Genomic DNA, 26,670 nt, shown 5'->3' on the forward strand with positions numbered 1-26,670 from the left:
GCGCATCCTGCCGCCGGTCGTGCGCCGTACCGGCGGATTTCAGGCCGGTCGGCGGCGGTGACTGCGGCTGGTGTCGACCGGGCGGCCGGGGTCGACGTGGCGGGGTCGGTCCGGCTCGTCGAGGCGCAGCGGGGCGAGGCTGTCGGTGATCGCGTCGATGATCCGGTCGGTGGCCCGCCGGGCGGCCCCGGGGGTGTCGGGGTGCAGGTCCCGCAGCGGCACCGGGGCGCCGAAGTGTACCCGGATCACCGGGCGCCGGGCCACGGCGCGGGCGAGCCCGCGCAGCATCCCCTTGGGCGTCCGGTACGGCAGCACCTCGTGCGAGCCCCACTGGGCGACCGGTACGACGGCGGCGCCGCAGGTCAGGGCGAGGCGGGCGGTGCCGGTCTTGCCGCGCTCGGGCCACATGCCCGGATCCAGCCCGATGCGCCCCTCGGGGTAGACCAGCACCACCGAGCCGGCGGCGACCGCGTCGGCGGCGGCCGGCAGGGAGCGGTGCACGGCGTGGGTGCCCCGGTCGACCCGGATGTGCCCGGCGCGACGCATCAGCGGCCCGACGAGGGGGGCGCGGAACAGCCCGCCGGTGGCCATGATCCGCGGGGCGACGCGGCGGGCCCGGCACGCGGCGGCGAGCACCACCGGGTCGAACGGGCTGATGTGGTTGGCGGCCAGGATCAGCGGTCCGCGCCGCAGCGCGTCCGGCACGTCCCCGGTGACCTCGAGCCGGCCGAGCAGGCCGACGACGGCGCGGGCGAGTGCCTGGGCGGCGCGCCAGACCAGGGGTGGCTGCCATGGGGTGCTGTTCATCAGTGCTGGATGGTCGCACGGGCCGGGGTGAGCGGGGCACTCGATCCCCGGTCACCCGCCGGGTTCGCAGCGGGCGAGGCGGTCGGCGCGCCGCCCCGAGGGCGAGCCGACCGCCTCGTCGCCGGGGTCACTCCGCGTAGGGCTGGTTCTCGCCCTGGGCGCTGTAGCCGAGGCTCCAGATGTAGCCGTCTAGGTCGGCGAAGGAGCCGCCGTAGCCGCCCCAGGGCAGCGGGCCGGCGGGCTTGAGGATCGTGGCGCCGGCCTTCTCGGCCTCCGCCATGACCTCGTCGACCCGCGCCTCGCTGCGGACCACGTAGGTGAGGACCAGCCCGCTGAAGCCGCTGCCCTGTGGGCTCGTGCCGACCTGCTCGGCCAGGCCGTCGCGGCCGTAGAAGCCGACCGGCGAGCCGCCGTCGGAGGCGAAGAACACCGAGACGCCGTAGTCCTGCGCGACCTGCCAGCCGAGGCCTTCGGTGTAGAACCGCTTGGTCCGCTCCATGTCCCGGACGCCGAGGAGGATCGCGCTCACGTGCGCTTTCATACCTTGTCTCCTTTTCCGTGCTTTCTGCTCATCCAGACGTCAGTCACGCTACGGAGCGGCCCGGGGACGGCGCTTCTCGAATCCTGATCGGTTGGTCCACCGGCCCCGGGTGATCAGGGTCATTGGTCCCGGGTCGGGTCGGGCCCCACGGCCCTGCCGGTTCTTCTACGACGGCGAGTAGTATTTACTACGTCTCGTAGTATGCACAGCTGGGGGTTTCAGGTGGACGCGTTGGACGTCGCCCGCTGGCAGTTCGGTGTCACCACCGTCTACCACTTTCTCTTCGTACCGTTGACCATCGGCCTGTCCGTGCTGGTGGCCATCCTGCAGACCCTCTGGCACCGCACCGGCAACGAGCGCTACCTCAAGCTCACCAAGTTCTACGGCAAGCTCTTCCTGATCAACTTCGCGATGGGCGTGGTCACCGGCATCGTGCAGGAGTTCCAGTTCGGCATGAACTGGTCGGACTACTCGCGCTTCGTCGGCGACATCTTCGGCGCGCCCCTGGCGATCGAGGCGCTGGTCGCGTTCTTCCTCGAGTCCACCTTCATCGGCCTGTGGATCTTCGGCTGGGACCGGCTGCCCAAGCGGCTGCACCTGGCGGCCATCTGGGCCGCCGCGATCGGCACCAACCTGTCCGCCTACTTCATCCTGGCCGCCAACTCGTTCATGCAGAACCCGGTCGGCTACCGGATCAACCCGGACACCGGCCGCGCCGAGCTGACCGACTTCGTCGCGGTGCTCACCAACAAGGTCGCCCTGATCACCTTCCCGCACACCCTGGCCGGGTCGTTCCTGGTCGCCGGGTCACTGATCGTCGCCGTCGGCCTCTGGCACGTCATCCGCAACCGGGGCAGCGCCGACACCGGCGGCTACCGCTTCGCCACCCGGTTCGGCTCCTGGGTGGTGCTGATCTCCTCGGCGCTGGTCATCCTGACCGGTGACATCCAAGGCAAGATCATGACCGATGTGCAGCCGATGAAGATGGCCGCCGCCGAGGGCCTCTACACCACCGAGAGCCCAGCCTCGTTCTCCGTGCTCACCGTCGGCAGCCTCGACGGCAGCCGCGAGCTGTTCGCCATCAAGATCCCGTACCTGCTGTCGTTCCTCGGCACCGGCGACCCGAACGGCACCGTGCAGGGCATCAACGACCTGCAGGCCCAGTACGCCAGCCAGTACGGCGCCGGCAGCTACACCCCGATCATCCCGGTCACCTACTGGAGCTTCCGCTTCATGATCGCCTTCGGGCTGGCCGCCGCCGCGATCGCGCTGCTGGTGCTCTGGAGCCAACGCAAGGGCCGCACCCCGCGCAGCCGGTGGCTGCTGCGCGCCGGCCTGATCATGCCCGTGCTGCCGCTGCTGGCCAACTCCTTCGGCTGGATCTTCACCGAGATGGGCCGCCAGCCGTGGATCGTCTTCGGCGAGATGCTCACCCGCAACGGCGTGTCCCGCAGCGTCTCGCTGACCGAGGTGCTCACCTCCTTCACCGCGTTCACCCTGATCTACGCCACCCTCGCGGTGATCGAGTTCAAACTGCTGGTCCGCTACGCCAAGGCCGGCGTACCCGACGACGCCCCGCAACCGGCCGACGACGACGACACCGACGACGCCGAGCGCCCGCTCGCCTTCGCCTACTGACCCCCGGAGCCCATCGTGGAACTGACCACCATCTGGTTTCTCCTCGTCGCCGTGCTCTTCACCGGCTACTTCATCCTCGAAGGCTTCGACTTCGGCGTCGGCATGCTGCTGCCCGTGCTCGGCCGCGACGACCGGGAACGCCGCGTCCTGATCAACACCATCGGCCCGGTCTGGGACGGCAACGAGGTCTGGCTGATCACCGCCGGCGGCGCCATGTTCGCCGCCTTCCCCGAGTGGTACGCCACCCTGTTCTCCGGGTTCTACCTGCCGCTGCTGCTCATCCTGCTCGCGCTCATCGCCCGCGGGGTGGCCTTCGAATACCGGCACAAGCGCCCCGAGGCGTCCTGGAAACGCCGCTGGGACCAGGCCATCTTCTTCGGCTCGCTGATCCCGGCGATCCTGTGGGGCGTGGCCTTCGCCAACATCCTGCGCGGCGTACCGCTCGACACCCAGCACGAGTACGTCGGCGGCCTCACCGACCTGCTCAACCCGTACGCCCTGCTCGGCGGCCTGACCACCCTCGGCCTGTTCCTCACCCACGGCGCGGTGTTCATCGCCCTCAAGACCACCGACGACATTCGCCGGCGCGCGGGCGCCCTCGCCGTCAAGCTCGGCGTCGGCACCGCGGTGGTCGCGGTGGCGTTCCTGACCTGGACGTTGACCATCCGGTCCAGCGCGGCCGCCGTCGTGCTCGCCGTCGCCGCCGCGCTCGCCCTGCTCGGCGGTCTGGCCGCCGCCGCGGTACGCCGGGAGGGCTGGGCGTTCACCGGCACCGCCCTGGCCATCGCGCTGGCCGTGGCAACCCTGTTCGCGGCGCTGTTCCCGAACGTGCTGCCGTCCACCCTCGACGCCGCCGGCACGCTGACCGCCACCAACGCCGCCTCCACCCCCTACACCCTGAAGATCATGACCTGGGTGGCGGTGATCTTCACCCCGATCGTGCTGGCCTACCAGGGCTGGACCTACTGGGTGTTCCGCAAGCGGATCGGGGTGCGGCACATCCCGCAACACTGATCCGACCCGCGGCCACGACGAAGCGGGGCCGGCGCGATCCCTCGCGCCGGCCCCGCTTCGTCGGCCCTCAGTGGGCCTCGCGCAGCTCCGCCAGGCGGGCCTCGATCTCGGCCAGCTCGGCGCGCAGCTTCTCCGCCTGCTGCTCGGCCTCGGCGCGCTCGGCGGCCAGGATCTGCTCCACCGCCTCCTGCACCCCCGGCACGTCCACCAGCGCCACCATCCGCAGCGCCTCCGCCGGCTTCACCACGTACGGCTTGGCGAGCGCCTTGGCGCCCTGCTGCGCGGCCACCGTCCACTCGCCGTCGGCGTACGCCAGCGTCACGGTCAGCCCGGCCGGGCCCTTCGGCTTCGCCGCCTTCACCGCCCGCCGCGCCGGCTTCGGCTCCGCCTGCTGCTGCTCCACCCTCGGCTCCTCCCGGCGCGGCGCCGGCACCGGCGGCGCGTCCAACACGAACTCCGGCTCCGCCGGCGCCGGCGGCTCCTCGACCGGCGGCTTCGCCTCGGCCGGCTTACGCCCGGCGCCCTTGGGCGCGATCGCCACGTCGGCGGGGGAGAAGGGCAACTCGTCGCGGCCGAAGCGCACCACCACGAACTCCTCCGACAGCTCCGGGTCGGTCAGCTCCACCACCTGCCCGAGCTGCCCGGCCATCTGACCCGCCACCGCCGTGAACACCACCCGCGGCTTGCGGCCCGCCGCCAACGCTTCCCGGATGCCCTGCACCTCGTCAGTGGACAAACCCTGACCCGCCATCACGCCCTCTTCCGTACACCTGTCTGATTGCAGCCTTGATACCAGCCGGCTGCGACAACCGGAAGATCAACCCCCCAGCGCGCGCAGCGCCGCGTCGGCGTGCTCGTTCATGCTCAGCTCGCTGTGCACCACGGCGAGCACCCGCCGGTCCGGGCCGATCACGAACGTCATCCGCCGCGTGCTCAACGCCCCCAGCGGCAGCCGCCGGCGCACCCCGAACGCGTCCGCCACCGTCCCGTCGACGTCGGACAGCAGCGGATAGTCGAAGCCGTGCCGCCGGGAGAACTCCGCCTGCCGGTCCACCGGATCCCGGCTGATCCCCACCCGCTGCGCGCCGACCGCGGCGAACTCCGCCGCCAGATCCCGGAAGTGGCAGCTCTCCGCGGTGCACCCGCGGGTCATCGCCGCCGGGTAGAAGAACAGCACCACCGGGCCGGCCGCCAGGAACTCCGACAACCGCCGGCGCGTGCCCGTCTCGTCCGGCAGCGCGAAATCCGCCACCTGATCCCCGACACCCACACCCACCTGGCACCTCCGCCTGTCGCGCCGACCCGGTGAGCCTAGGCGATCAACCCCACATCGCGGCCACCTCGGCGGCCACCGCCGCCGCCTGCGCGTGCCCGGCCCGCGCCGCCCCGGCCCGCCGCGCCGGATCCAGCACGTTACGCCCGATCGCCCGCCGCGACCCGCCGTCCGGCGTCACCACCACCACCCGCGACCCGGCCGACCGCAACTGCGCGACCTGCGCCGCCAGCCGCGGCCCCGGACCGAACCCGGCCGTCACCGGCGCCAGCACCAGCACCGCCGCCGCGCCGGCCGCCAGGTCCGCGTTCACCGACGAGCGCACGCCGCCGTCGACGTAGCGGCGCGCCCCGATGGTCACCGGCGGCCACACCCCGGGCACCGCGCAGCTGGCCCCGACCGCGTCCACCAGCGACACCCCGGCGTCGGCGTCGAAGACCACGAACTCACCCGAGGCCGCGTCGACCGCCGTCACCAGCAGCCGCCGCGCCGGCCAGTCCCGCACCGGCAACCGGGACTCCAGCACCGCCCGCCGCGACGCCTCCGACGGGGTACGCGCTGCCAGCGCCATCGCCCCGATCCGGGCCCGCGCCCGCGCCGGGTCCCCGCCCCGGGCGCCCGCCCACGCCCAGCGCAGCAGCACCGCCACCCCCAGCCGGGCCGCCAGCTCACCGCGCGGCGGGCGCAACTGCGCCGCGTACAGCTCGGCCAGCGGGGTGCCGGAGCACAGCTGCGCCCCGACCACGGAGCCCGCCGACGTGCCCACCACCAGGTCCGCGCCGGCCAGGTCCAGCCCCCGCTCAGCCAGCCCGGCCAGCAGCCCCAACTCCCACGCCACACCGGTCACCCCGCCGCCACCCAGCACCAACGCCCGCGTCATGGTGTGACCGTCCTCTCCACCCGGATCCCGTCCCGGCCACGGTAACGTCACCCCCACCATCGGGGCAGGGGAGAGGGCATTGACGTCCGTCACCATCGTCACCGGCGGCGGCCGTGGCATCGGCGCCGCCACCGCCCGGCGGCTGGCCACCGCGGGCCACCGCGTCGCCATCGGCTACCGCAGCGACCACGCCGCCGCCCGGGCGGTGCTGGCCGACATCGAGGCCACCGGCGGCCGCGGGGTGGCCGTCGCGGCCGACACCACCGACCCCGACCAGGTGCGGCGTCTCTTCGACGCCGCCGCCGACCTCGGCCCCCTCACCGGCCTGGTCAACAACGCCGGCATCACCAGCCCGATCGGCCCGTTCACCGACCTGCGCGCCGACGACCTGCGCCGCGTCGTCGACGTCAACCTCGTCGGGTACGTGCTCTGCGCCCAGCAGGCCGCCCGCCGGATGGCCGACGGCGGCGCCATCGTCAACGTCTCCTCCGCCGCGGCCACCCTCGGCAGCCCCGGCGAATACATCCACTACGCCGCCGTCAAGGCCGCCACCGACACCCTCACCGTCGGCCTCGCCAAGGAACTCGCCCCCCGCGGCATCCGGGTCAACGCCGTGGCCCCCGGCATCATCCGCACCGAGATCCACGCCCTCTCCGGCGTGCCCGACCGGCCCGACACCGCCGCCGGCCGCATCCCGCTGGGCCGGGCCGGGGAGCCCGACGAGATCGCCGGCGCCATCGCCTTCCTCCTCGGCCCCGACTCCTCCTACACCACCGGCGCGGTCCTGCGCATCGCCGGCGGCCTCTGACCGGCACCGGCCCGCGGGCGTACGCGATGATCGACCCATGCCCCTGCTGACCACCCCGGCACTGGCCCCGGGCGCCCTCGCCCGCCACCCGCAACCCACCATCGACGCCGGCGACCTGCGGCTGCGGCCCTGGCAGCCCACCGACCACCCCGCCGTCGTCGCCGCCTACGCCGACCCGGCCGTGCAGCGCTGGCACTGCCGCACCCTGACCGACGACGAGGCGCACGCCTGGATCGCCGCCTGGCCCGGCCGCTGGCAGCAGGAGACCGGCGCCGGCTGGGCCGTCACCGACGACTCCGGCGTGCTCGGCCAGATCAGCCTGCGCGCCATCGACCTCGCCGACGCGCAGGGGGAGGTGTCGTACTGGGTGCTGCCCGCCGCCCGCGGCCGGGGCGTCGCCGCCCGCGCCCTGACCGCCCTGACCACCTTCAGCTTCGACCGGCTCGGGCTGCACCGGGTCTGGCTGCGCCACTCCACCGGCAATCCGGCGTCCTGCCGGGTCGCCGAACGGGCCGGCCTGCCCGCCGAGGGCACCAACCGCGGCGGCGCCCGGCACGCCGACGGCTGGCACGACATGCACCTGCACGCCCGCCTGCGCACCGACACGTGATGCCGGCAACCCTGCCGCTCGCGCGACCCGGAAACCGCGGGATGCGACGATGAGCGGGTGAAGATCCTGTCCGTGCAGTCCTCGGTCGCCTACGGCTACGTCGGCAACTCCGCCGCCGTGTTCCCCCTGCAACGACTCGGGCACGAGGTCTGGCCGGTGCTCACCGTGCACTTCTCCAATCACACCGGCTACGGCGCCTGGCGCGGCCCGCTGCTGGCCCCGGCCGACGTCGCCGACGTCATCGCCGGCATCGAGGACCGGGGCGTCCTCGGCACCGCCGACGCGGTGCTCTCCGGCTACCAGGGCGACCCGGCGGTGGGCGCGGTCATCCTCGACGCCGTCGACCGGGTCAAGGCCGCCAACCCCGACGCGGTCTACTGCTGCGACCCGGTGATGGGCGACGTCGGCCGCGGCATGTTCGTCCGCCCCGGCATCCCCGAGTACCTGCGTGACACCGTCGTGCCGCGCGCCGACATCGTCACCCCCAACCAGTTCGAGCTGGAGTTCCTCGCCGGCCGCCGCACCGACACCCTCGACGACCTGCTCGCCGCCGTCGACACCGTGCGTGCCGCCGGCCCTCGGCACGTGCTGGTCACCAGCGTCCTGCACGGCGACCTGCCCGCCGGCCACCTGGAGGTCGTCGCCGTGTCCGACGAGGGCGCCTGGGCGGTCACCACCCCGCTGCTGCCGATCACCCCCAACGGCGGCGGCGACGTCACCGCCGCGCTGTACCTGGCCCACCTGTGCAGCACCGGGTCACCGGCCGCGGCGCTGGAGAAGACCACCAACTCGATCTTCGCGGTGCTCGACGCGACGCTCGCGGCGGGCACCCGCGAGCTGCAACTCGTCGCCGCCCAGGACGCCATCGCCGACCCGCCCACCCGGTTCACCGCCCGCCGGCTGCGCTAGGACCCCGGCGAACCGGACAGGCCGCCGCACGCCGGACACGACGGCGGACGCGGCCCGCCCGGTGGTGGGCAACCCGGGCGCGCCGTGGCACGATCACGAAGGTGACCAGCAAACCCGACGCCGAGCAGCGCCTGCACGACCTCGCGCGGCTGCGCCGGGTCCGCGACCGGATCGACCGGGAGTACGCGCAGCCGCTGGACGTCGAGGCGCTCGCCCGCGGGGTGCACATGTCCGCCGGGCACCTCAGCCGCCAGTTCCGCGCCGCCTACGGGGAGTCCCCGTACTCGTACCTGATGACCCGGCGCATCGAGCGCGCCATGGCGTTGCTGCGCCGCGGTGACCTGAGCGTCACGGAGGTCTGCTTCGCGGTCGGCTGCTCCTCGCTGGGCACGTTCAGCACCCGGTTCAGCGAGCTGGTCGGCGTGCCGCCCTCCGTCTACCGCGACGAGGCCGCCCGCGCCACCGCCGGCCTGCCGGCGTGCCTGGCCAAGCAGGTCACCCGGCCGGTCAGGAATCGAGAAGCGCAGGCTGCGGGGCCGCGACTAGCCTGACCCCGGACCGTCCGGGCCCCGCCCGGGACGCCGCAGGCCCGCCGCACCCAGGGAGACCGCAATGAGCAGCGCCACGAGGACCGAGCCGTCGCCCGCCCGGCACGCCGCCGACAGCCACGACCTGATCCGCGTGCAGGGCGCACGGGTGAACAACCTCAAGGACATCAGCGTCGAGATCCCCAAGCGCCGGCTCACGGTCTTCACCGGGGTCTCCGGCTCGGGCAAGAGCTCGCTGGTGTTCGGCACCATCGCCGCCGAGTCCCAGCGGATGATCAACGAGACCTACAGCGCGTTCGTCCAGGGCTTCATGCCGACGCTGGCCCGGCCCGAGGTCGACGTCCTCGACGGCCTCACCACCGCGATCATCGTGGACCAGGAACGGATGGGCGCCAACGCCCGCTCCACGGTCGGCACCGCCACCGACGCCAACGCCATGCTGCGGATCGTGTTCAGCCGCCTCGGCCAGCCGCACATCGGCTCGGCCCAGGCGTTCTCCTTCAACGTCGCCTCGATGAGCGGGGCCGGCGCGGTCACCGTCGAGCGCGGCGGCAAGACCGTCAAGGAGCGGCGCAGCTTCACCCTCACCGGCGGCATGTGCCCCCGCTGCGAGGGCATGGGCTCGGTCACCGACTTCGACCTCTCCGCGCTCTACGACGACAGCCTCTCGCTCAACGAGGGCGCGCTGACCATCCCCGGCTACAGCATGGACGGCTGGTACGGGCGCATCTTCCGTGGCTGCGGCTTCTTCGACCCGGACAAGCCGATCCGCGCCTACACCAAGAAGGAACTGCACGACCTGCTCCACAAGGAACCGACCAAGATCAAGGTCGAGGGCATCAACCTGACGTACGAGGGACTGATCCCCAAGATCCAGAAGTCGTTCCTGGCCAAGGACGTCGACACCCTGCAACCACACATCCGCGCCTTCGTGGAGCGGGCCGTGACCTTCACGACCTGCCCGGACTGCGCCGGCACCCGGCTCAACGAGACCGCCCGCTCCTCGAAGATCAAGGGCATCAACATCGCCGACGCCTGCGCCATGCAGATCAGCGACCTCGCCGACTGGGTCCGCGGCCTCGACGAACCCTCCGTGGCCCCGCTGCTCACCGGCCTGCGACACCTGCTCGACTCGTTCGTCGAGATCGGACTCGGCTACCTCTCCCTCGACCGGCCCTCCGGCACCCTCTCCGGCGGCGAGGCCCAGCGCACCAAGATGATCCGCCATCTCGGCTCCGCGCTCACCGACGTCACCTACGTCTTCGACGAACCCACCATCGGCCTGCACCCGCACGACATCCAGCGGATGAACGACCTGCTGCTGCGCCTGCGCGACAAGGGCAACACCGTCCTCGTGGTCGAACACAAACCGGAAGTCATGGCTATCGCCGACCACCTCGTCGACCTCGGCCCCGCCGCCGGCACCGAAGGCGGCGACGTCGTCTTCGAGGGCACCATCGAGGGCCTACGCGCCAGCGGCACCCGCACCGGCCGGCACCTCGACGACCGGGCCGCCCTCAAACCCTCGGTACGCACCCCCTCCGGCGTGCTCGAGGTACGCGGCGCCAACACCCACAACCTGCGCGACGTCGACGTCGACATCCCCCTCGGCGTGCTCGTCGTCGTCACCGGCGTCGCCGGATCCGGCAAGAGTTCCCTGATCCACGGCTCGGTCGCCGGCCGCGACGGCGTCGTGTCGGTCGACCAGACCGCGATCCGCGGCTCCCGCCGCAGCAACCCGGCCACCTACACCGGCCTGCTCGAGCCCGTCCGCAAGGCCTTCGCCAAGGCCAACGGCGTCAAGCCCGCCCTGTTCAGCCCCAACTCCGAGGGCGCCTGCCCGACCTGCAACGGCGCCGGCGTCATCTACACCGACCTGGCCATGATGGCCGGCGTCGCCACCACCTGCGAGGAGTGCGAGGGCAGGCGGTTCCAGGCCTCCGTGCTGGACTACCGCCTCGGCGGCCGCGACATCAGCGAGGTCCTCGCCATGTCGGTGACCGAGGCCGAGGAGTTCTTCGCCGACGGCGAGGCCCGCACCCCCACCGCACACACCATCCTCAACCGGCTCGCCGACGTCGGGCTCGGGTACCTGCGGCTCGGCCAGCCCCTCACCACCCTCTCCGGCGGCGAACGGCAACGGCTCAAGCTGGCCACCCGGATGGCCGACAAGGGCGGCGTCTACGTCCTCGACGAACCCACCACCGGCCTGCACCTCGCCGACGTCGAGCAACTGCTCGGCCTGCTCGACCGCCTCGTCGACGCCGGCAAGTCGGTCATCGTCATCGAGCACCACCAGGCCGTCATGGCGCACGCCGACTGGATCATCGACCTCGGCCCCGGCGCGGGCCACGACGGCGGTCGGGTCGTCTTCGAAGGCACCCCGGCCGACCTCGTCGCCACCCGCGCCACCCTCACCGGCGAACACCTCGCGGCCTACGTCGGCAACCGCGCCTGAGACGAGCGGGTGTGCGGCGCCCTTCCGGGGCGCCGCACACCCGGCTACCGGCGGGCGATCCCGCACACCCGGCGCGATCGGGAGCCACCCGCACCGGCACGGCCGGGGGAGCGGCTCACCTGCCCCGCGAAGCCCGCCCCCGGCACACCGCGCTACGGACGCAGGTCCACCGACACGGCCGGCGACAGCGCCCGCAGGAAGTCGGCCGCGTCGAAGATCTCCCCGGCGGAGGCGACCCCGACCGTCCTGGTCCGCCCGGTGAGGATGCGCTCGACCGCCTCCACCACCAGCGGCGCCGTGACGGCGTAGATGTCCTGCCCCGACGCCACCGCCCGCCGTTCCCGGCCGCTGGCGCGCACCACCACGTCGACCAGGAACGTCTGCGCGGACCGCCCACTCTCGTCGGCCGGCGCCGGCCCCGGCGTGTCCGGGGCCGCGAGGTCCCGGGCCGCCTCCACCGTCATGTAGGTCCGCACCTCGGGGATGGCCAGGTGACTGGGAATGGTGACCACGTCGGCCATCGAGAACTCCCCGATGACGGCCCGGGAACCCAGCGGGTCGGGGAAGGACCATTGCAGCGTCGGCGCCGCGTCGTCGCGGTACTCCAGCCGGCCGCCGGCGTACCGGACGCGCCGCCCGTCGCGGCGCTGCCGGGAAACCGCGCCCGCAGCCCGCGTCCCCGCCGTCGGGTGCCAACTGCTCAGCCCGTACGCCACGTGCGCCTCGTCGGCCGCCGTCCAGTCGCCCAGCGCGGCGGTGGCGAGCAGATCGCCCAGACCGCCGTAGAAGGCCATCGCCGGCACGATCACCGCCGCGGCGGCCCGCGCCCGCTCGCCGAAGTGCGCGAACGTGTCGAGGTTCGCCTCGATCTCGGCCGCCACATCCACGTACGGGATGCCGGCCCGCAGCGCCGCCTCGATCAGCGGCGCGGCCGTCGTCGCGAACGGCCCGGCGCAGTTGACCACGGCCGACGTGCCGGCCAGCGCCCGGTCCAGCGCCGCCGGGTCGTCCACCGACGCCGGGCGGGCCTCCAGCCCGCACTCGTACGCCAGCGCCTTCAGCTTGTCGGCGTCTCGTCCGCTCAGCACCGGCACGAACCCGCGTTCCCGTAACCGCGTCACCACGAACCGCCCGGTGTGTCCGTACGCGCCGAACACCGCCACCGCAAGCCCCGAAGTCATCGTCTTCTCCTGTGCTCAGGCCAACCCGTCCCCACCATCCTCGCGGCCCGCAACGATCCCCACGAGTGTCCGGAACGCCATCGCCCATACAATTCCGGACGTGGACACCGTCGCGCTGGCCGTCACCGACGGCATGCTGCACTTCGAACTCTCCCTGGCCTACGAGGTCTTCGGCGCCGACCTCACCGCCGCCGGCATCGTCGACCACTGGTACCGCCTCGTCGTCTGCGGCCCGGGCCAGGTGCGCGCCGGCCGATTCCGGGTGGAACCGGACCACGGCCTCGACCATCTCCCGCGCGCCGACACCGTGATCGTCCCCGGCTGGGTCGACGTCGACGTCGCCCCACCCGCCGACCTGGTCGACGCCGTCCGCGCCGCCCATGACGCCGGCGCCCGGGTCGCCTCCCTCTGCACCGGCGCGTTCGTGCTCGCCGCCGCCGGGCTGCTCGACGGAAAGCGCGCCACCACCCACTGGGCCCACGCCCGTGACCTCGCCACCCGCTATCCCCGCGTACAGGTGGACCCGGACGTCCTGTACGTCGACAACGGCCGCGTGCTCACCTCCGCCGGCAAGGCCGCCGCCATGGACCTGTGCCTGCACCTGGTCCGCCTCGATCACGGCTCCTCGGTCGCCAACGCGGTCGCCCGTCGCCTGGTCGTGCCGCCGCACCGCGACGGCGGCCAGGCCCAGTTCGTCACCACACCGGTGCCCGCCCCGGACCACCACCCGCTCGCCGACCTGTTCCCCTGGGTGATGCAGCGGCTGGACCACCCGCTGACCGTCGAGGACCTGGCCCGCCAGGCCCGGATGAGTTCCCGCAACCTGGGCCGCCACTTCAGGTCGGTGACCGGCACCACCCCGCTGCAATGGCTGCTCACCCAGCGGATCCGCCACGCCCAGGAACTGCTGGAGACCAGCGACGACAGCATCGACACCATCGCGGCGGCAACCGGCATGGGCACCGCCACCACCCTGCGCCGGCACTTCAACCGCACGGTCGGCGTACCCCCGGACACCTACCGCCGTACCTTCCGCTCGCGGACCCGCCCCGGCCCGGACGGCAGCGGACCACCCCACCCCCGCCCCGCGGGGTGATGTTCCTGGTGCGGTTGCTCGCGGGTGTCTTGTCAGTGGCCCCTGCCAGGATGCGCCCATGGAGCCGACAAAGATCGTTCAACAGTTGTGGGACCGCATGCAGGCCCGGGACTGGCCCGGCCTCGGTGAGTTGCTGGCGGACGACCTGGTGGTGGAGTGGCCGGTCAGCGCGGAGCGGATCGTGGGCCGCGAGAACTACGTAATGATCAATGCGGAGTATCCGGAGGGGTGGACGATCAGAGTGCTCCGGATCGTCGCAGACGGCGAGGTGGTGGTCTCCGAGGTGGAGGTCCCGCACGACACCATGGGAGTCCACCGGGTCGCCTCGTTCTGGACCGTACGGGACGGGAAGATCGTCGACGGTCGCGAGTACTGGACGTGTCTGGGCTCGGACCCGTCGCCGCAGTGGCGGGCCGCCTACGTGCAGCGGGTCTGAGCGGGCGTAACCGACCAGGTGCGGGCGCCAACGCGGGCGGGCGCCCGCACGGCCGCCCCTGCCGGCCCGTGCGGTGATCCGGTCCCTCGTCCCGGATCACCACCGTGATCCGGCCGTGTTCAGCGCCGGGCGCCGGAGCCGGGATGAACCTTGTCGATGAGGTCGGTGTACTCCGGGTGGCGGGCGATGAACTCACCCACGACCGGGCAAATGATCGTGATCTTCTTCCCGCTCTCGCGGATCTCGTCCAGCACGCGAGAGACGAGTTCCGTGGCTACCCGATGGTTGCGGTAGGCGGGATCGACCCAGGTCGTCAGCAGAACGACCCGGCCGCCCACGAACCGGTACGACAGCTCGGCGATCGCTTCGGCACCGAGGACGGCGACCCATCGCCCGTGCTCCGCGTCGTTGATGACATCGAGCTCCCAGCTGGATTCCTTCTCGCCGAGACCTGACCCGCCCAGAGCCGCGATGATCGCCGCGTTGTTCTCCGCACGGGCGGCCGCCCCGACCTCACGATCGATCGTCATCGTCGCGCCCCCTTCGGCGAGCTGACACCGGGGTTCAGGACCGGCGTGAACCCTTTGGTCACTCCCGGGTGCTCCGGATCGACGAGGTCGGCGTACTCGGGGTAATGCTCGATGAAGGTGCGCACGATCGGGCACAGGATGGTGACGGTCTTGCCTTGCGCGCGCACGTCGTCCAGCACCCGTCGGATCAGTTCGGTGGCGATGCCCTTCTTGCGGAACTCCGGGTACACCAGGGCGGCCAGCAGCACGAGTCGGTCGTCGCCGGCGACGTTGTAGGTCAGCCCGCCGATCTCGCGGTCGCCGGCGACGGCGTCGTAGATGCCCTTCTCCTCGTCCTTGACGACGGTGAAGTCGAATGCGGGGGCGTGGGGATCATCGAGGACCTCGTCGATGACGACGGCCTGGTCCTGGCTGAGGGTGCCTTTCCCGTCGGGGTGCACGGCCTCGTCGGGGTGCTCGGAGGCGTTACGGGTCGGCTCGGCTGAGCTGGTCATGTGGGTGTCCCTTCGTTGATGGTCATCGGATCGGCCCGCCTGCGTCCCGGCGTGCCGCGTTCTCGTGGGCGTACCCGGATGATGATCGTCTTTCCCCTTGACGCGCTCGGTCGCGTTGAAAGCGCGACGCCAGCGCGCCGATCCACCCGGCCATCGATCGGCGGCGACGAAGACGGTCAGCGCCCAGCCCACGGCCCGCTGAGCTCTGGATGGCGATCTGGTTCGTCGTCCCATGACTACCCACCATGCCGGCCGCTCCCGGCCGTGTCGGTCTGCGCGCCGCGCAGGGCGATGCCGGTGAACAGGGTCGCGACGAGGGCAAGAGCCCCGTAGCCGAGCGCGATCTGCGGCAGCGAGAAGGTGTGGGAAAGCTCGCCGGCGATGAGGGCCGGGACCGTGGCGCAGCTGTAGCAGAGTAGATAGATCACGCTGAAGATCGATGCCCGGTCGGCCGGCGTGCTTCCGTGCAGCAGAGCGCGGGTGGCGGCGCTGACGGCGATCCCTTGCGCGGCACCGGCGACGATCGTCGCGGCGACGAACAGCGCCAGTGCGCCGGTGGCGATCGCGGTGCTGATGCCGATCATTCCGGCCAGGAAGGCGACCATGCCGAGACGTTGGGCTGCCGTCGTGGTGAACCGGCCGCCGAGGGGAGCGCCGAGAACACCGGGAGCCAGGTAGGCGGCGAACACCAACCCGACGATGAGCGGGCTGCTGGTGTGCAGCTGATCCTCGACCAGCGCCGGCACGAACGCCTGATAGAAGGCCCCGGCCGCCCAGGTGGCCAGGAACACCGCCGCCGCGACGGGGAGCAGATGCCTGACCCGGGCCGGCACGTGGACGCGGGGTCGCAGCGATCGCCAAGCACCCGGCATCCGCGCCACGGTCTCCGGACTGACGGCAAGCAGACCGACGGACACCAGGAGAAGGCCGATGACCACCAGGAAGACCAGGTCGCGTGGCCACGGCCCGAACTGAACCAGGGCCCCGGAGGCGACGGCGCCGACGGCGAGGCCAAGCATGACCGTCTGGCTGGAGGCGACAGAGGCCACCCAGGCCGGCCTGGCGGGCGCGGCATCGACGATGTACGCCGTGAGGCTGCTACTGGCCAGCCCGGCACCAAGACCCATCAGGAGACGGCCGGTGATCAGAGTGCCGATGTCGTGCACGCTCAACAGCAGCACACAGCCCAACAGGAGCAGGACGAGACTGGCGATCGAGGTGGGCCGTCGACCCAGATGATCGGACAGCCTCCCCAGCAGCACCAGCGTGGCCAGCGTGGCGACCGAGTACGCGACGACGGTCATCGAGATGCCGGCGTTGGTGAACCCGTCCTCGGCCCGATAGATGTTGAACAGCGGGATCGTCGAGCCCACCGCGGCGAACGCGGCCACCAGGGAGACCACCGCGGATATGAAGGCCAGCCGGAGCATTCCGCCCCGGCCGGCCACGTCGGTCACCGGCGCCGTGTCGAGCATCAAGCCACGCCTTCCTGTGGTTCTGGCGATTGCGGGTGTCAGGCGACCGGGTCCGGGCCCGGATCCACGGGCCGCCTGGACTTCGGGAGTTTGTCGACCACGAGCCGATAGGAGTCGGTGACCAGTTCCCTCACCAGGTTCTCGTCGAGGCTGGACCCACCCGCTGCCGCGATCCAGTGCTTCTTGTCCATGTGGTAGCCGGCCGTGATCTCCGCGTACCGCTCGCGCAGCCCGACGGCCTCGTCCGGATCGGCCTTCAGGATCACGACGGGGTGTCCCGGCAGGTCGGTCATGAGCATGAAGACCTTGCCGCCCACCTTGTACAGCTCCCAGTTCGGGCCGACACGGTGCTCGAACGTCACGTCCGGCAGCCCTGTCGCGTACTCGTTCGCGACCTTCTGGAGTTCCTGTCCGTCCATCGCTGATCAACCCTCCCGGGTCTGTCTCATAGGTTTCATACGGGCGGTCGAGCCGAGGCGGCGGCCCGGCAAGGCGCGGTCTGGTGCGGACACCGGGGTGGTATCCGGACCACCCGCACCGCGACCGTTCGCCGCCCGGGCCGCTCAGGCGAAGGTGAACAGACGCTCGGGCTCGAACCGCGACACCGGGGTCTTGTACTGCTTCGCCTCGTCGGGGTAGCCGAGCGCGAGCAGCACGGTGGTGGTGTATCCGGTCGCGCGGATGTCGAAGGCCCTGTCCACGGTGACCGGGTCGAACCCTTCGAGCGGCATGGCCTCGACGCCGAGCTCGGCGGCGGCCATCATCGTCAGACCCATCACCATGTAGGTCTGCTTCTCCATCCAGTGGTACGTGTCCTTGTAGCTGTACTTGCGCAGGCTCACGAAATCACGGGTCATCGACTCCCACCGCTCGTGCTTGGCCGCGTCGGCGAACCGGCCGTCGGCCCGCTCCTTGGCGAACACCGCTTCGAGGTGGTCCTCGGGCACATCGGCCCGAGTGGTGAGGATGATGGTGTGCGAGGCCTTGAGGATCTTCTCGGCGTTGTCCTGGAACCGCTCGCCGAGGTTGGTCGCCAGCCGCTCCTTGCCCTCCTGGGTGGACACGACGTAGAAGTGATTCGGCTGGATGTTCGTCGACGTGGGAGCCGAGCGCAGGAACCTCAGCAGCTGCTGAAGAGTCTCCTCCGGGATCGTCCTGCTGCCGTCGAAATACCGGCTGAGGTGCTTGCTCATGAGCTTGTCGAGATCCATGTCATCGTGCTTTCTGTGCGTGACGGGTTGTCGATGGTGGAAGCCGGATTCGGCTACGGCCTGCGCGCGAGGAGTTCACTCACCCGGTCGAAGCTGATGCCTGTCGTGGCCGAGGCGATGTCGCCGGCCTTGAGTGCGATGGCCGCCTGTTCGAGCGCACCCATCGCATGCGTGTAGAGCGCAGGACCCAGGCTGATCCGCTTGACCCCGGCCTTCTGCAGGTCAGAGACGGTCAGCACCTGGTCCGCCGGTGAGATGAGAACGTTCACGGGTGTCGGCGCGACGGCGGTGACGATCGCGACCAGGGACTCCAGGTCGGGCGGGAACGGCGCGTACAGCACGTCGGCGCCGACCTCGGCGAACGCCGTCAGCCGCCGGATAGTGTCATCGAGGTCGGGCCGCCCCTGGATGAAGTTGTCCGTGCGAGCGGTGACGACGATGCGTCGCTTCGCCGCGGCGACCGCACGGCGAACCCGTCCCACCGCGTCGTCGAAGTCGCGGATCGGGTCGTCGGGATTCCCGGTGGTGTCCTCGATTCCGATGCCGGCCAGCGCGTTCGCGACGGCACGGTGCACCGTCACGGCGACGTCCTCGGCGGTGACGCCGTAGCCGTCCTCGAAGTCACCGTTGACGGGCAACCCCGTGACCCGGCCGAGCAACCGCGCGTGGTCGAGATGCTCGTCACGGGTGATGCTGTGGCGTCCGTCGACGCGGCCGAGCGTGGCCGCCAGGGCCGCCGACGACGTGCCAATGGCCTCGAAGCCGGCAGCCGCCAGCACCAATGCCGACACGCCGTCCCAGGCGTTCGGCATGACGAGGCCCCCGTCTCGGGTGTGCAGTGCCATGAACGTCTCGTAGAGCTCAGAACCGGGCATGTCGTTCCTTCCAGTGCGGTCGATCAGGGCGAGGGGTCGACCGGCCGAGCCGCTGTTCTCGCGAGTTCGCTGAGCGCTGATGCGAGATCGGGGGGCCGGAACATCGACGCCGGTCAGGTGCACGTCGTCGAGGCAGTGCGTCGGCAGAGTCGGGATCTCGTCCCCGCCGTGCCGGCGCTGCCGCACATGAGCCGCGCATGGTGAGCAGCGCGCCGGAGACCAGCGCGTCGACGTTCGTTGACAAGCGCTTGCGCGCGCAGCCGTCCTGGTCCGACTCACGTCGGCCCGGGGCCGGCGCGCGGACCCGGGGTCAGGCCGTCGTCCGCTTCGGGAGCTTCCAGCCGGGGCGGGGGAAGTGGCAGGTGTAGCCGTGCGGGTAGGTCTGCAGGTAGTTCTGGTGCTCGGGCTCGGCCTGCCAGAAGTCGCCCGCCGGGGTGACCTCGGTGACGACCCTGCCGGGCCACAGGCCCGAGGCGTCGACGTCGGCGATGGTGTCCTCGGCGACCCGCTTCTGCTCGTCGCTGGTGTAGAAGATCGCCGAGCGGTAGCTGGTGCCGATGTCGTTGCCCTGGCGGTTCCTCGTCGACGGGTCGTGGACCTGGAAGAAGAACTCGAGCAGAGCCCGGAAGTCGGTCTTCTCGGTGTCGTAGACCACCTCGATCGACTCCGCGTGGCTGCCGTGGTTGCGGTAGGTGGCGTTCGGCACGTCACCGCCGCTGTAACCGACGCGCGTGGACACGACGCCGGGCTGGTGCCGGAACAACTCCTCCATGCCCCAGAAGCAGCCGCCGGCCAGGATCGCCCTCTCGGTGGTCACGTCGTCCCCTTAGGTGTTGTCGGTGTCACTCGTGGACAGGCCCGGTATTCGCCGTGGCCTGCAGGTCGTCGAGGTGGAGCAACCGCGACGACGCGGAGTCGATGCGGTAACGCAGTCCACCCCTTGTCCGGGGGACCGTCGGTGAAGACGTGGCCGAGGTGGCTGTCTCCGCGCAGGGAGCAGGCCTCAGTCCTGATCATCCGGCGGCCAGAGTCTTCGCCCTCGGTGACGCTTGTCGTGGCGATCGGCTTCGGTGAAGCTCGACCAGCCAGTACGGCACCGGCGTGGCACATGTACAGACGCCCTACGGGCCGGTTGCATTCCCGCAAGGACCTCCGCTAGATGGACCATACGGTCCGTCGAAGATCGTCCGCAACCGCCCGCCGCCTACGCAGTGGCAGCAGGTGAGCCTAGCAGCATCACCATGAGCATAGCATCCGCCTGACATCAATAATGGACTCGCTAGACCAGTTATACCGCGAGCAGATTGGCGACGTCCGACCCGCCCGGCCCCGGAACGACGACGACGAGATCGTCAGCCACGCCCGCGCCATCTGGATGCCGGCTCGAGCAGCGGCCGAAGGACGAGGCGAGGCGGGCGCGACGTCGCCACAGGGGGAGTGGCCGACGATGGAGAGCGGCGGGACGAGCGCGGCCCGCCCGGAGAGCGCCTCCGACTGGGTCCGGCCCGCCGGGGCCGGAGACTCGGCGCGCAAGCCGCGCCACAGCGGACCCGTGGAGGCCGGACGGCGCCGTCGAATCCTCGACATCCGTTGCACGGTGCCGATTTGAGCAGGGACCCGAGATGGATGTGCCGTGCCGCACGCCGGCAGTGAGCAGGCGGCCTACAACTGATTCGATAATGTACATTATGTCAAGTAACCAGGAACCGACCCTCCTCCGGCAGGATCAGCGGGGCGGAGATCTGGAAGTCCCGGTCGATGGCCGCGACGAGAGCCGCCCCTCTCGCGTCCAGGCTGGCGGTGCGCGTCCACGCGTCGAGCCGGTCGAGAAATCCCACGAGGTCGGCGTGGACGCGCGTCAGCAGTCCCGGCAGGTCGGCCCGCGCGAACTCGACAACCGGTCCGCTCCGGCGCGGGCCGCCGTGCTGCCATACGCGGATCAGCGCGCCGCACACCTCGACCTCCGGGCCGCAGCGTCAGTCATCCTCCGGTTACCGCCTCGACGCCCGGCCGCAACGTGATCACAGCGCCGGTTCTACCGGTTGTGACCGCTCCCCTGCCACCTACCCTCACGTAAATATGAATATTCGTGCATAATATCCCTTATGCACGATATCGTGGGCGGCTCGGTAGCCAGGTTGATCGAGGAGTTCCTGACCGACCGGGCCACCCGCAAGCCCTCCCCGCACACCCTCGCGGCGTACCGGCGGGACCTGACCATCGTCGCGGCGCTGACCGGGCCGGACGGCACCACTCCCCTCCCCCTCGACCAGGTGCCGATCACCGCCCTCTCCCCCCAGGTCATGCGGCGGGCGTTCGCCCGGTTCGCGGTGCCCCGCGCCATCGCGTCGGTGCACCGGGCCTGGTCCACCTGGAACAGCTTCTTCACGTTCCTGGTCGCCGAGGGCGTCGTAGCCGGGAATCCGATGCCGGCGGTGGGCCGGCCGCGCGCGCCGCTCCCCCGCCCGAAGCCGCTGCGCGGCGAGGACACGCCGGAGGAACTGCTGGCCGCCGTCGCGCGCGAGCCGGGCCGGCAGCGGGACCCGTGGCCGGAGCGGGACCTGGCGGTGCTGGCCCTGGCGCTCTGTGCCGGGCTGCGCCTGTCCGAGTTGTTGGCGCTGCGGGTGTCGTCGGTGGCCGGCCGGGACGGTGAGCGGCGGGTGGACGTGGCCGGCAAGGGCGGGCGCCCGCGTACGGTGCCGATCGAGGCCGGGGTGGACCGGGTGCTCGCGGAGTATGTGGAGAGCCGGCGGCGGCGTTTCGGGGCGCGCAGCGTACGCCCGGACTCGCCGTTGCTGGTGGACCGGCGGGGTGAGCCGCTGCGCCGGGGTGGCCTGCAGTACCTGGTGGAGTCGTGCTACCGGCGGGCGGGCATCGGTGACCGGGTGCCGAAGGGGGCGCGGCTGCACGCGTTGCGGCACACGTTCGCCACCCGGTTGGCCGAGGACGGGGCGAGCGCGGCGGAGATCATGCGGTTGCTGGGGCACGCGTCGTTGGCGTCGTCGCAGACGTACATCGAGGTGACAGCGGGTCAGCAGCGCGCGGCGGTGCGGTCGAACCGGACCAATCAGGCGTTGGCGAAGCTGCTGTTCGGTGCTGAGCGGGCAGGATGGGTGGGTGCGGGTGGGTGAGGCGCGGGCGGTGGCGGTCGACTGGGTGCGGGAGCGGGCCCGCCGGGACGGCGGGATCGAGGGGGCGTTCTTCTCGGGTTCGACGGTGGGGTTGCCGGATGACGCGGTGCTGCCGGAGTCGTCGGATGTGGACGTGTTGCTGGTGCGGGACGGTCCGGGCGGGAAGCTGGGCAAGTTCCGGCATCGGGGGGTGCTGCTGGAGGTCAGTACGGTCGGCTGGGGTGAGCTGGGTTCGCCGCAGGACGTGCTGGGGTCGTGGGTGTTCGCGCCGTTCTTCCGTACCGATTCGGTGATCGTGGATCCGACGGGGCGGCTGGCGGTGCTGCGGGAGCGGGTGTCGGCGGGCTTCGCGGATCCGGTGTGGGTGCGGCGGCGGGTGGCCGGGGTGCGGCGGCGCGTCGAGGAGGGGTTGGCCCGGTTGGACGGCGACGGGCCGTTGCACGGTCAGGTGTTGGCGTGGGTGTTCCCGACGTCGGTGTTGGCGTTGCTGCCGGTGGTGGCGGGGTTGCGGGATCCGACGGTGCGGCGGCGGTACGTGCGGGCGCGGGAGGTGTTGGCCGGGTACGGGTTCGCCGACCGGTACGAGGAGTTGCTGGCGTCGTTGGACGGGGGCGGGGTGGGTGCGGGTCGGGTGCGGGAGCACCTGGCGGGGTTGGCGGGGACGTTCGACGAGGCGGCGCGGGTGGCGGCGGGTACCGGGTTCGCGTTCCGGGCGGATCTGAGTGCGGCGGGGCGGCCGGTGGTGGTGGACGGTAGCGCGGAGCTGATCGGTGCGGGCGCGCACCGGGAGGCGATGTTCTGGATCGTGGTGACGTACGCGCGGTGTCATGCGGTGTTGGCGGCGGTGGCGCCGGGGCGGGAGCGGGTGTTGCGGCCGCGGTTCGCGGCGGCGGTGGCGGATCTGGGGGTGGGGTCGGCGGTGGCGCGGCGGCGGCGGGCGGATGCGCTGCTGGGGTCGTTGCCGCGGTGGCAGGTGGTGGCGGATGCGGTGGCGCGGCGGGCTGTGGCAGGCTGAGGGCGGACGCGACTGGCGGCACGGGGATGGCAGCAACCATCGGGGAGCTCGTCGTGGGGGTCGACCGCCTGGGCCTCCGCGGGGGGTGTGGCATGTCTTCTTCGGGTACGACGGCCCGGTTGTTGCCGGGTGGGCCGGTGGCGGAGCAGGTACTGGCGGAGGTCGCGGAGGCGGTGGCCGGGTTGCGGGCGTCGGGGGTGACGCCGGCGCTGGCGACGGTGCTGGTGGGTGACGACGACGCGAGCGCCGGGTACATCCGGATCAAGCAGCGGCAGGCGGCCGAGTTGGGGTTCGCGTCGCCGCATGTGCATCTGCCGGGGTCGGCGTCGCAGGCGGATCTGCACGCGGTGCTGGAGGATTTCAACGCCGACAAGGGTGTGCACGGGGTGCTGGTGCAGTATCCGATTCCGGGGCACCTGGACTATGACCGGGCGTTGGCCGTGCTGGATCCGGACAAGGACGTCGACGGGATGCACCCGGTGAACATGGGGCGTCTGGCGTTGGGTCTGCCGGGTCCGTTGCCGTGTACGCCGGCGGGGATCGAGGCGTTGCTGGCGTTTCACGGGGTGCCGGTGTCGGGGCGTGAGGTGGTGATCCTGGGTCGGGGTGCGACGTTGGGTCGGCCGTTGGCGATGTTGTTGGCGCAGAAGCGGCCGACGGCGAACGCGGCGGTGACGGTGGTGCACACCGGGGTGGCGGACTGGCCGCGGTACACGCGGCGGGCGGAGATCCTGGTGGCGGCGGCGGGGGTGCCGGGGATCGTCCAGCCGGAGCATGTGCGTCCGGGTGCGGTGGTGGTCGGTGGTGGGGTGCGGTACGAGGGGCGGCGGTTGTTGCCGGACGTGGACGAGTCGTGTGCCGAGGTGGCGGGGGCGATCACGCCGCGGGTCGGTGGGGTGGGTCCGACGACGGTGGCGATGTTGTTCCGGAACGCGGTGCGGGCGGCGCAGCGGGCGTCCGGGTTGGGGTGAGGTGGCGGGGCCACGGGGCCGGCCCGGGTGGGTCCCGTGGTGCCGTCAGCCGAGGTCGACGATGAGGGGCCGGTGGTCGGAGATGGTCGACAGCGGGGTGTGTACGGCGGTGACGGGTGGCAGTCGGTCGAGGCCGCGGCGGTCGGCGAGGACGTGGTCGAGTTGGACGCGGGGCTGTCCGGCCGGGTAGGTGGGGCGGCGGCCGAGTGGCCGCCAGCCGGTGAGCAGGCGGGCGGCGCCGGCGGGGAGGTTGAGGTCGCCCAGGAGGATGCGTGGGGCGGGCAGGGCGCGCAGGGCGCGCACGACGCGGCGTAGTTGCAGCATGTTCCAGCCGGGGACGAAGGACAGGTGGGTGGCGGCGACGGTGAGTGGGCCGTGCGGGGTGTCGAGCACGGCGGCGAGGACGACGCGGGGTTCGTCGCGCAGCAGGACCAGTCCCCCGCGGGGGCCGGGGGCGTAGATGGGTGAGCGGACCGGGGCGGGGCGCAGTCGGGTGACCTGCCAGGTGCGGACGGGGTGGCGGCTGACCAGGCCGACGCCGTAGAGGGGTTCGCCGTGTCCGTCGTCGTCGTGGGTGAGGGGGCGGAATCGTTCGCCGGGGGTGCCGACGACGGCGGCGGCGAAGCGGTGTTCGGGGGCGTCGAGGGCGCGGGCGGCGATGGCGGTGAGGTCGAGGTTGCCGCTGCGGGACTGGTCCCGGTCGACTTCCTGCAGGGCGAGGACGTCGGCGTCGAGGGTGGTGACGGCGGCGGCGAGCCGGTCGGGGTCGACGAGCCCGTCGGTGAGGGAGCGGCCGTGCAGCAGGTTGAAGGTGGCCAGGCGCACCTGGACACCCTACGTCGCTGTGGCAGGCTTGCCGGGTGCTGAAGGCGCTGGTCTGTTCGATGCTGGTGTTCGTGGCGGTGGCGTGGCTGGGCCTGTGGTTGCGGCGTCGGCGCCGCTGGTGAGTGGGGTCGCCGTCCTGGTGGGGGGCGGTGAGGCTGGCCACAGGGCGGCTCGGTGGGCCGGTGTGGGTGGGCAGAATGGCGGCCCGTGGATCCTCTGTCGTTGAGCACCCTGTTGACCGCGGCCGCCCTGGCGGGCTGGGTGGATGCCGTGGTCGGTGGTGGCGGGTTGTTGTTGCTGCCGGCGTTGCTGGTGGCCGCGCCGGGGGTGCCGGTGGCCACGGCGTTGGGCACGAACAAGTTGGCGGCGATCTTCGGTACGTCCACGGCGGCGGTGACGTATGCGCGGCGTACGAAGCTGGACTGGGCGGTGGCCGGGCCGTCGGCGGGGTTGGCGGTGCTGACGGCGGGGTTGGGTGCGGCGTTGGCGGGGGCGGTTCCGGCGGGTGCGTACCGGCCGGTGGTGCTGGTGGTGTTGCTGTCGGTGGCGGTGTTCGTGTTGACCCGGCCGCGGTTGGGGGTGGTGTCGCGGCCGCACCGGCGTACCGCGGCGCGGGTGGGCGTGGCGGTGGCGGTGGCGGGGTTGGGTATCGCCCTGTACGACGGGTTGATCGGTCCGGGCACCGGCACGTTCCTGGTGTTGGCGTTCACCGCGCTGGTGGGGGCGGATTTCGTGCACGCCTCGGCGATGGCGAAGGTGGTCAACGCGGGTACGAACCTGGGTGCGCTGGTGGTGTTCGCGGCGACGGGGCACGTGTGGTGGCTGTTGGGGGCGGCGATGGCGGTGTGCAACGTGGCGGGGGCGGCGGTGGGCGCGCGGATGGCGTTGCGGCGGGGTTCGGGTTTCGTGCGGGTGGTGCTGCTGGTGGTGGTGGCGGCGCTGGTGGCCAAGTTGGGCTACGACCAGTGGTTGGCGGGCTGACGGTGGGCCGACGGCCGGCTGTGTGATCATCAGCGGGTGCCCGTACGCGCCGAACACGACCGGTCGGTCCTGGCTGGGCTGCTGAGCCGGGATCCGGTGCTGCACGCCTACCAGCTCGGGGATCTGGACGACTTCTTCTGGCCGTTCACGTCGTGGTTCCGCCGCGGCGATGAGGTGGCGCTGCTCTATCACGGCGTTGACCTGCCGACCCTGCTGGCGTTTGCGGCGCCGGAGCGTACCGGGGAGTTGGCGGAGTTGGTGACGGAGTTGGCGCCGGTGTTGCCGGCTCGGCTGTGGGCGCACCTGTCCCCCGGGTTGGACGCCACGGTGGCGCGCTGGTACGAGCTGTCCGACGCCGCCGCGCATCACCGGATGGCGTTGACCGATCCGGCCCGGCTGGCCCGGACCGGCCCGCTCGGGCGGCGGCTGGATCGCGGCGATCTGCCGGCGTTGCGCCATCTCTACGCCACCGCGTACCCGGGTAACTGGTTCGACCCGCGGATGTTGGACACCGGTCAGTACGTGGGCGTCGAGGACGGCGGTGAGTTGATGGCCGTGGCCGGGGTGCACGTGTGGTCGCCGACCTGGCGGGTGGCCGCGCTGGGCAACGTCACCACCCATCCGCGGCTGCGCGGGCGGGGTCTGGCCGCCGGCGTGGTGGCCGCGTTGTGTGCCCGGCTGGCGGACACGGTCGACCATGTCACCCTCAACGTGCGGGCCGACAACACCGCGGCGGTGCGGCTCTACGAGCGGCTGGGTTTCACCCGGGTCGCCGAGTTCACCGAGTGCGGGCTGCGTCGCCGGCCGTGACGGCCTGATCGCTCAGTCTGTCTTGTCCAGCCGCCACGCCGGGTCAACAACCCGACCGTGAGCTGCGCTGATGTCGGACCGGCCGGGGCCGGCCGGGCCCTTAGCGTCAGCCTCCGAGGCCGCGCCCGGGGCGGGCGCGGCGGAGCTGGAGGA

General features: G+C 71.9%; 30 protein-coding genes. 14 read left to right on the forward strand and 16 right to left on the reverse strand.

Annotated elements, in window-relative coordinates:
• Positions 1-39: 39 nt before the first annotated feature.
• Both AB0I11_RS16585 and AB0I11_RS16590 read right to left on the reverse strand, forming a co-directional pair.
• Positions 40-807, reverse strand: a complete 768-nt coding sequence (locus AB0I11_RS16585) for a lysophospholipid acyltransferase family protein (RefSeq protein WP_357320276.1) — start codon at positions 805-807, stop codon at positions 40-42.
• A gap of 127 nt (positions 808-934) precedes the next feature.
• Positions 935-1,348 carry a VOC family protein gene (locus AB0I11_RS16590; RefSeq protein ID WP_357320279.1) on the reverse strand — a complete coding sequence of 138 codons (414 nt, stop codon included), beginning with the start codon at positions 1,346-1,348 and terminating at the stop codon, positions 935-937.
• Positions 1,349-1,570: 222 nt separating this feature from the next.
• Between AB0I11_RS16590 and AB0I11_RS16595 the strand changes: the two genes are divergently transcribed.
• Complete coding sequence (locus tag AB0I11_RS16595; protein WP_357320282.1) at positions 1,571-2,986, forward strand: cytochrome ubiquinol oxidase subunit I; 1,416 nt, start codon at positions 1,571-1,573, stop codon at positions 2,984-2,986.
• A gap of 15 nt (positions 2,987-3,001) precedes the next feature.
• Positions 3,002-4,000: a cytochrome d ubiquinol oxidase subunit II gene (cydB, locus tag AB0I11_RS16600; RefSeq protein WP_357320285.1), complete on the forward strand. Its 999-nt coding sequence runs from the start codon at positions 3,002-3,004 to the stop codon at positions 3,998-4,000.
• A gap of 67 nt (positions 4,001-4,067) precedes the next feature.
• Here cydB and AB0I11_RS16605 read toward each other — a convergent pair whose 3' ends face one another.
• The 3 genes from AB0I11_RS16605 to AB0I11_RS16615 all read right to left on the reverse strand — a co-directional run bounded on the left by AB0I11_RS16605 (position 4,068) and on the right by AB0I11_RS16615 (position 6,153).
• A complete protein-coding gene (locus AB0I11_RS16605; RefSeq protein WP_357320287.1) occupies positions 4,068-4,751 on the reverse strand; it encodes a hypothetical protein in 684 nt (227 codons plus the stop codon).
• Between the two features lie 66 nt (positions 4,752-4,817).
• Positions 4,818-5,276 carry a peroxiredoxin gene (locus AB0I11_RS16610; protein ID WP_357320290.1) on the reverse strand — a complete coding sequence of 153 codons (459 nt, stop codon included), beginning with the start codon at positions 5,274-5,276 and terminating at the stop codon, positions 4,818-4,820.
• Positions 5,277-5,319: 43 nt separating this feature from the next.
• Positions 5,320-6,153, reverse strand: a complete 834-nt coding sequence (locus AB0I11_RS16615) for a patatin-like phospholipase family protein (protein ID WP_357320293.1) — start codon at positions 6,151-6,153, stop codon at positions 5,320-5,322.
• Positions 6,154-6,232: 79 nt separating this feature from the next.
• Here AB0I11_RS16615 and AB0I11_RS16620 point away from each other — a divergent pair, with 79 nt between their 5' ends.
• The 5 genes from AB0I11_RS16620 (at position 6,233) to AB0I11_RS16640 (ending at position 11,486) form a co-directional block, all read left to right on the forward strand.
• Entirely contained in the window at positions 6,233-6,961 is a 729-nt protein-coding gene (locus AB0I11_RS16620) for an SDR family oxidoreductase (RefSeq protein WP_357320297.1), read from the forward strand.
• 37 nt (positions 6,962-6,998) lie between these two features.
• Entirely contained in the window at positions 6,999-7,571 is a 573-nt protein-coding gene (locus AB0I11_RS16625; protein ID WP_357320300.1) for a GNAT family N-acetyltransferase, read from the forward strand.
• Positions 7,572-7,628: 57 nt separating this feature from the next.
• The gene (gene pdxY / locus AB0I11_RS16630; RefSeq protein WP_357320302.1) at positions 7,629-8,480 is read left to right on the forward strand and encodes a pyridoxal kinase PdxY; all 852 of its coding nucleotides are present in this window, start codon (positions 7,629-7,631) and stop codon (positions 8,478-8,480) included.
• Between the two features lie 101 nt (positions 8,481-8,581).
• A complete protein-coding gene (locus AB0I11_RS16635; protein WP_357320305.1) occupies positions 8,582-9,031 on the forward strand; it encodes a helix-turn-helix transcriptional regulator in 450 nt (149 codons plus the stop codon).
• A gap of 61 nt (positions 9,032-9,092) precedes the next feature.
• A complete protein-coding gene (locus tag AB0I11_RS16640; RefSeq protein ID WP_357320308.1) occupies positions 9,093-11,486 on the forward strand; it encodes an excinuclease ABC subunit UvrA in 2,394 nt (797 codons plus the stop codon).
• Between the two features lie 152 nt (positions 11,487-11,638).
• Here the strand turns inward: AB0I11_RS16640 and AB0I11_RS16645 are convergent, their stop codons facing one another.
• Positions 11,639-12,667 (reverse strand): saccharopine dehydrogenase NADP-binding domain-containing protein, encoded by a 1,029-nt coding sequence (locus AB0I11_RS16645; protein WP_357320310.1) that lies wholly within the window; start codon positions 12,665-12,667, stop codon positions 11,639-11,641.
• Positions 12,668-12,767: 100 nt separating this feature from the next.
• Between AB0I11_RS16645 and AB0I11_RS16650 the strand changes: the two genes are divergently transcribed.
• Together AB0I11_RS16650 and AB0I11_RS16655 are read left to right on the forward strand one after the other, a co-directional pair.
• Complete coding sequence (locus AB0I11_RS16650; RefSeq protein WP_357320313.1) at positions 12,768-13,763, forward strand: helix-turn-helix domain-containing protein; 996 nt, start codon at positions 12,768-12,770, stop codon at positions 13,761-13,763.
• Between the two features lie 58 nt (positions 13,764-13,821).
• Positions 13,822-14,199, forward strand: coding sequence for a nuclear transport factor 2 family protein (locus tag AB0I11_RS16655; RefSeq protein ID WP_357320315.1), 378 nt, complete (start codon positions 13,822-13,824; stop codon positions 14,197-14,199).
• Positions 14,200-14,318: 119 nt separating this feature from the next.
• On the opposite strand, the gene AB0I11_RS16660 is transcribed toward AB0I11_RS16655, so the two are convergent.
• From AB0I11_RS16660 to AB0I11_RS16700, 9 genes are all read right to left on the reverse strand, one after another.
• Complete coding sequence (locus AB0I11_RS16660) at positions 14,319-14,729, reverse strand: GNAT family N-acetyltransferase (RefSeq protein WP_357320318.1); 411 nt, start codon at positions 14,727-14,729, stop codon at positions 14,319-14,321.
• Positions 14,726-15,415 (reverse strand): GNAT family N-acetyltransferase, encoded by a 690-nt coding sequence (locus AB0I11_RS16665; protein ID WP_357320321.1) that lies wholly within the window; start codon positions 15,413-15,415, stop codon positions 14,726-14,728. Before AB0I11_RS16665 ends, AB0I11_RS16660 begins: the two co-directional genes overlap by 4 nt.
• Before the next feature lie 44 nt (positions 15,416-15,459).
• A complete protein-coding gene (locus tag AB0I11_RS16670) occupies positions 15,460-16,698 on the reverse strand; it encodes an MFS transporter (protein WP_357320324.1) in 1,239 nt (412 codons plus the stop codon).
• 38 nt (positions 16,699-16,736) lie between these two features.
• Positions 16,737-17,117, reverse strand: a complete 381-nt coding sequence (locus AB0I11_RS16675; RefSeq protein ID WP_357320327.1) for an MmcQ/YjbR family DNA-binding protein — start codon at positions 17,115-17,117, stop codon at positions 16,737-16,739.
• A 144-nt stretch (positions 17,118-17,261) separates the two neighbouring features.
• The gene (locus AB0I11_RS16680; protein ID WP_357320330.1) at positions 17,262-17,909 is read right to left on the reverse strand and encodes a nitroreductase family protein; all 648 of its coding nucleotides are present in this window, start codon (positions 17,907-17,909) and stop codon (positions 17,262-17,264) included.
• 53 nt (positions 17,910-17,962) lie between these two features.
• A complete protein-coding gene (locus AB0I11_RS16685; protein ID WP_357320333.1) occupies positions 17,963-18,754 on the reverse strand; it encodes an isocitrate lyase/phosphoenolpyruvate mutase family protein in 792 nt (263 codons plus the stop codon).
• Positions 18,755-19,094: 340 nt separating this feature from the next.
• Positions 19,095-19,601, reverse strand: coding sequence for a peptide-methionine (S)-S-oxide reductase MsrA (msrA, locus tag AB0I11_RS16690; RefSeq protein ID WP_357320336.1), 507 nt, complete (start codon positions 19,599-19,601; stop codon positions 19,095-19,097).
• A complete protein-coding gene (locus tag AB0I11_RS16695) occupies positions 19,598-19,894 on the reverse strand; it encodes a peptide-methionine (R)-S-oxide reductase (RefSeq protein ID WP_357320339.1) in 297 nt (98 codons plus the stop codon). Before AB0I11_RS16695 ends, msrA begins: the two co-directional genes overlap by 4 nt.
• A 581-nt stretch (positions 19,895-20,475) precedes the next feature.
• Positions 20,476-20,739, reverse strand: a complete 264-nt coding sequence (locus AB0I11_RS16700; RefSeq protein ID WP_357320342.1) for a hypothetical protein — start codon at positions 20,737-20,739, stop codon at positions 20,476-20,478.
• 150 nt (positions 20,740-20,889) lie between these two features.
• Between AB0I11_RS16700 and AB0I11_RS16705 the strand changes: the two genes are divergently transcribed.
• The 3 genes from AB0I11_RS16705 (at position 20,890) to AB0I11_RS16715 (ending at position 23,901) form a co-directional block, all read left to right on the forward strand.
• The gene (locus AB0I11_RS16705) at positions 20,890-21,915 is read left to right on the forward strand and encodes a tyrosine-type recombinase/integrase (protein ID WP_357320345.1); all 1,026 of its coding nucleotides are present in this window, start codon (positions 20,890-20,892) and stop codon (positions 21,913-21,915) included.
• Positions 21,902-22,930, forward strand: a complete 1,029-nt coding sequence (locus tag AB0I11_RS16710; protein ID WP_357320348.1) for a hypothetical protein — start codon at positions 21,902-21,904, stop codon at positions 22,928-22,930. Before AB0I11_RS16705 ends, AB0I11_RS16710 begins: the two co-directional genes overlap by 14 nt.
• A gap of 92 nt (positions 22,931-23,022) precedes the next feature.
• Positions 23,023-23,901, forward strand: coding sequence for a tetrahydrofolate dehydrogenase/cyclohydrolase catalytic domain-containing protein (locus AB0I11_RS16715; protein WP_357320351.1), 879 nt, complete (start codon positions 23,023-23,025; stop codon positions 23,899-23,901).
• A gap of 45 nt (positions 23,902-23,946) precedes the next feature.
• Here the strand turns inward: AB0I11_RS16715 and AB0I11_RS16720 are convergent, their stop codons facing one another.
• Positions 23,947-24,726: an endonuclease/exonuclease/phosphatase family protein gene (locus AB0I11_RS16720; RefSeq protein ID WP_357320353.1), complete on the reverse strand. Its 780-nt coding sequence runs from the start codon at positions 24,724-24,726 to the stop codon at positions 23,947-23,949.
• 222 nt (positions 24,727-24,948) lie between these two features.
• Here AB0I11_RS16720 and AB0I11_RS16725 point away from each other — a divergent pair, with 222 nt between their 5' ends.
• Both AB0I11_RS16725 and AB0I11_RS16730 read left to right on the forward strand, forming a co-directional pair.
• A complete protein-coding gene (locus AB0I11_RS16725; protein ID WP_357320356.1) occupies positions 24,949-25,707 on the forward strand; it encodes a TSUP family transporter in 759 nt (252 codons plus the stop codon).
• Between the two features lie 36 nt (positions 25,708-25,743).
• Positions 25,744-26,517, forward strand: coding sequence for a GNAT family N-acetyltransferase (locus AB0I11_RS16730; RefSeq protein ID WP_357320359.1), 774 nt, complete (start codon positions 25,744-25,746; stop codon positions 26,515-26,517).
• Positions 26,518-26,670: the final 153 nt, after the last annotated feature.

Origin of the sequence: Micromonospora sp. NPDC050495, from assembly GCF_040655175.1 — a bacterium.
Lineage (GTDB): Bacteria > Actinomycetota > Actinomycetes > Mycobacteriales > Micromonosporaceae > Micromonospora.

Bases quoted from the DNA above. Each gene is read 5' to 3' on its own strand.
- AB0I11_RS16640 (WP_357320308.1), top strand. From the start codon at position 9,093: ATGAGCAGCGCCACGAGGACCGAGCCGTCGCCCGCCCGGCACGCCGCC.
- AB0I11_RS16655 (WP_357320315.1), top strand. From the start codon at position 13,822: ATGGAGCCGACAAAGATCGTTCAACAGTTGTGGGACCGCATGCAGGCC.
- AB0I11_RS16605 (WP_357320287.1), bottom strand. From the start codon at position 4,751: ATGGCGGGTCAGGGTTTGTCCACTGACGAGGTGCAGGGCATCCGGGAA.
- AB0I11_RS16685 (WP_357320333.1), bottom strand. From the start codon at position 18,754: ATGGCACTGCACACCCGAGACGGGGGCCTCGTCATGCCGAACGCCTGG.
- AB0I11_RS16695 (WP_357320339.1), bottom strand. From the start codon at position 19,894: ATGTGCCACGCCGGTGCCGTACTGGCTGGTCGAGCTTCACCGAAGCCG.
- AB0I11_RS16715 (WP_357320351.1), top strand. From the start codon at position 23,023: ATGTCTTCTTCGGGTACGACGGCCCGGTTGTTGCCGGGTGGGCCGGTG.
- AB0I11_RS16680 (WP_357320330.1), bottom strand. From the start codon at position 17,909: ATGGATCTCGACAAGCTCATGAGCAAGCACCTCAGCCGGTATTTCGAC.
- AB0I11_RS16670 (WP_357320324.1), bottom strand. From the start codon at position 16,698: ATGCTCGACACGGCGCCGGTGACCGACGTGGCCGGCCGGGGCGGAATG.
- AB0I11_RS16625 (WP_357320300.1), top strand. From the start codon at position 6,999: ATGCCCCTGCTGACCACCCCGGCACTGGCCCCGGGCGCCCTCGCCCGC.
- AB0I11_RS16705 (WP_357320345.1), top strand. From the start codon at position 20,890: ATGCACGATATCGTGGGCGGCTCGGTAGCCAGGTTGATCGAGGAGTTC.
- AB0I11_RS16590 (WP_357320279.1), bottom strand. From the start codon at position 1,348: ATGAAAGCGCACGTGAGCGCGATCCTCCTCGGCGTCCGGGACATGGAG.
- AB0I11_RS16585 (WP_357320276.1), bottom strand. From the start codon at position 807: ATGAACAGCACCCCATGGCAGCCACCCCTGGTCTGGCGCGCCGCCCAG.
- AB0I11_RS16645 (WP_357320310.1), bottom strand. From the start codon at position 12,667: ATGACTTCGGGGCTTGCGGTGGCGGTGTTCGGCGCGTACGGACACACC.
- AB0I11_RS16675 (WP_357320327.1), bottom strand. From the start codon at position 17,117: ATGGACGGACAGGAACTCCAGAAGGTCGCGAACGAGTACGCGACAGGG.
- AB0I11_RS16660 (WP_357320318.1), bottom strand. From the start codon at position 14,729: ATGACGATCGATCGTGAGGTCGGGGCGGCCGCCCGTGCGGAGAACAAC.
- AB0I11_RS16615 (WP_357320293.1), bottom strand. From the start codon at position 6,153: ATGACGCGGGCGTTGGTGCTGGGTGGCGGCGGGGTGACCGGTGTGGCG.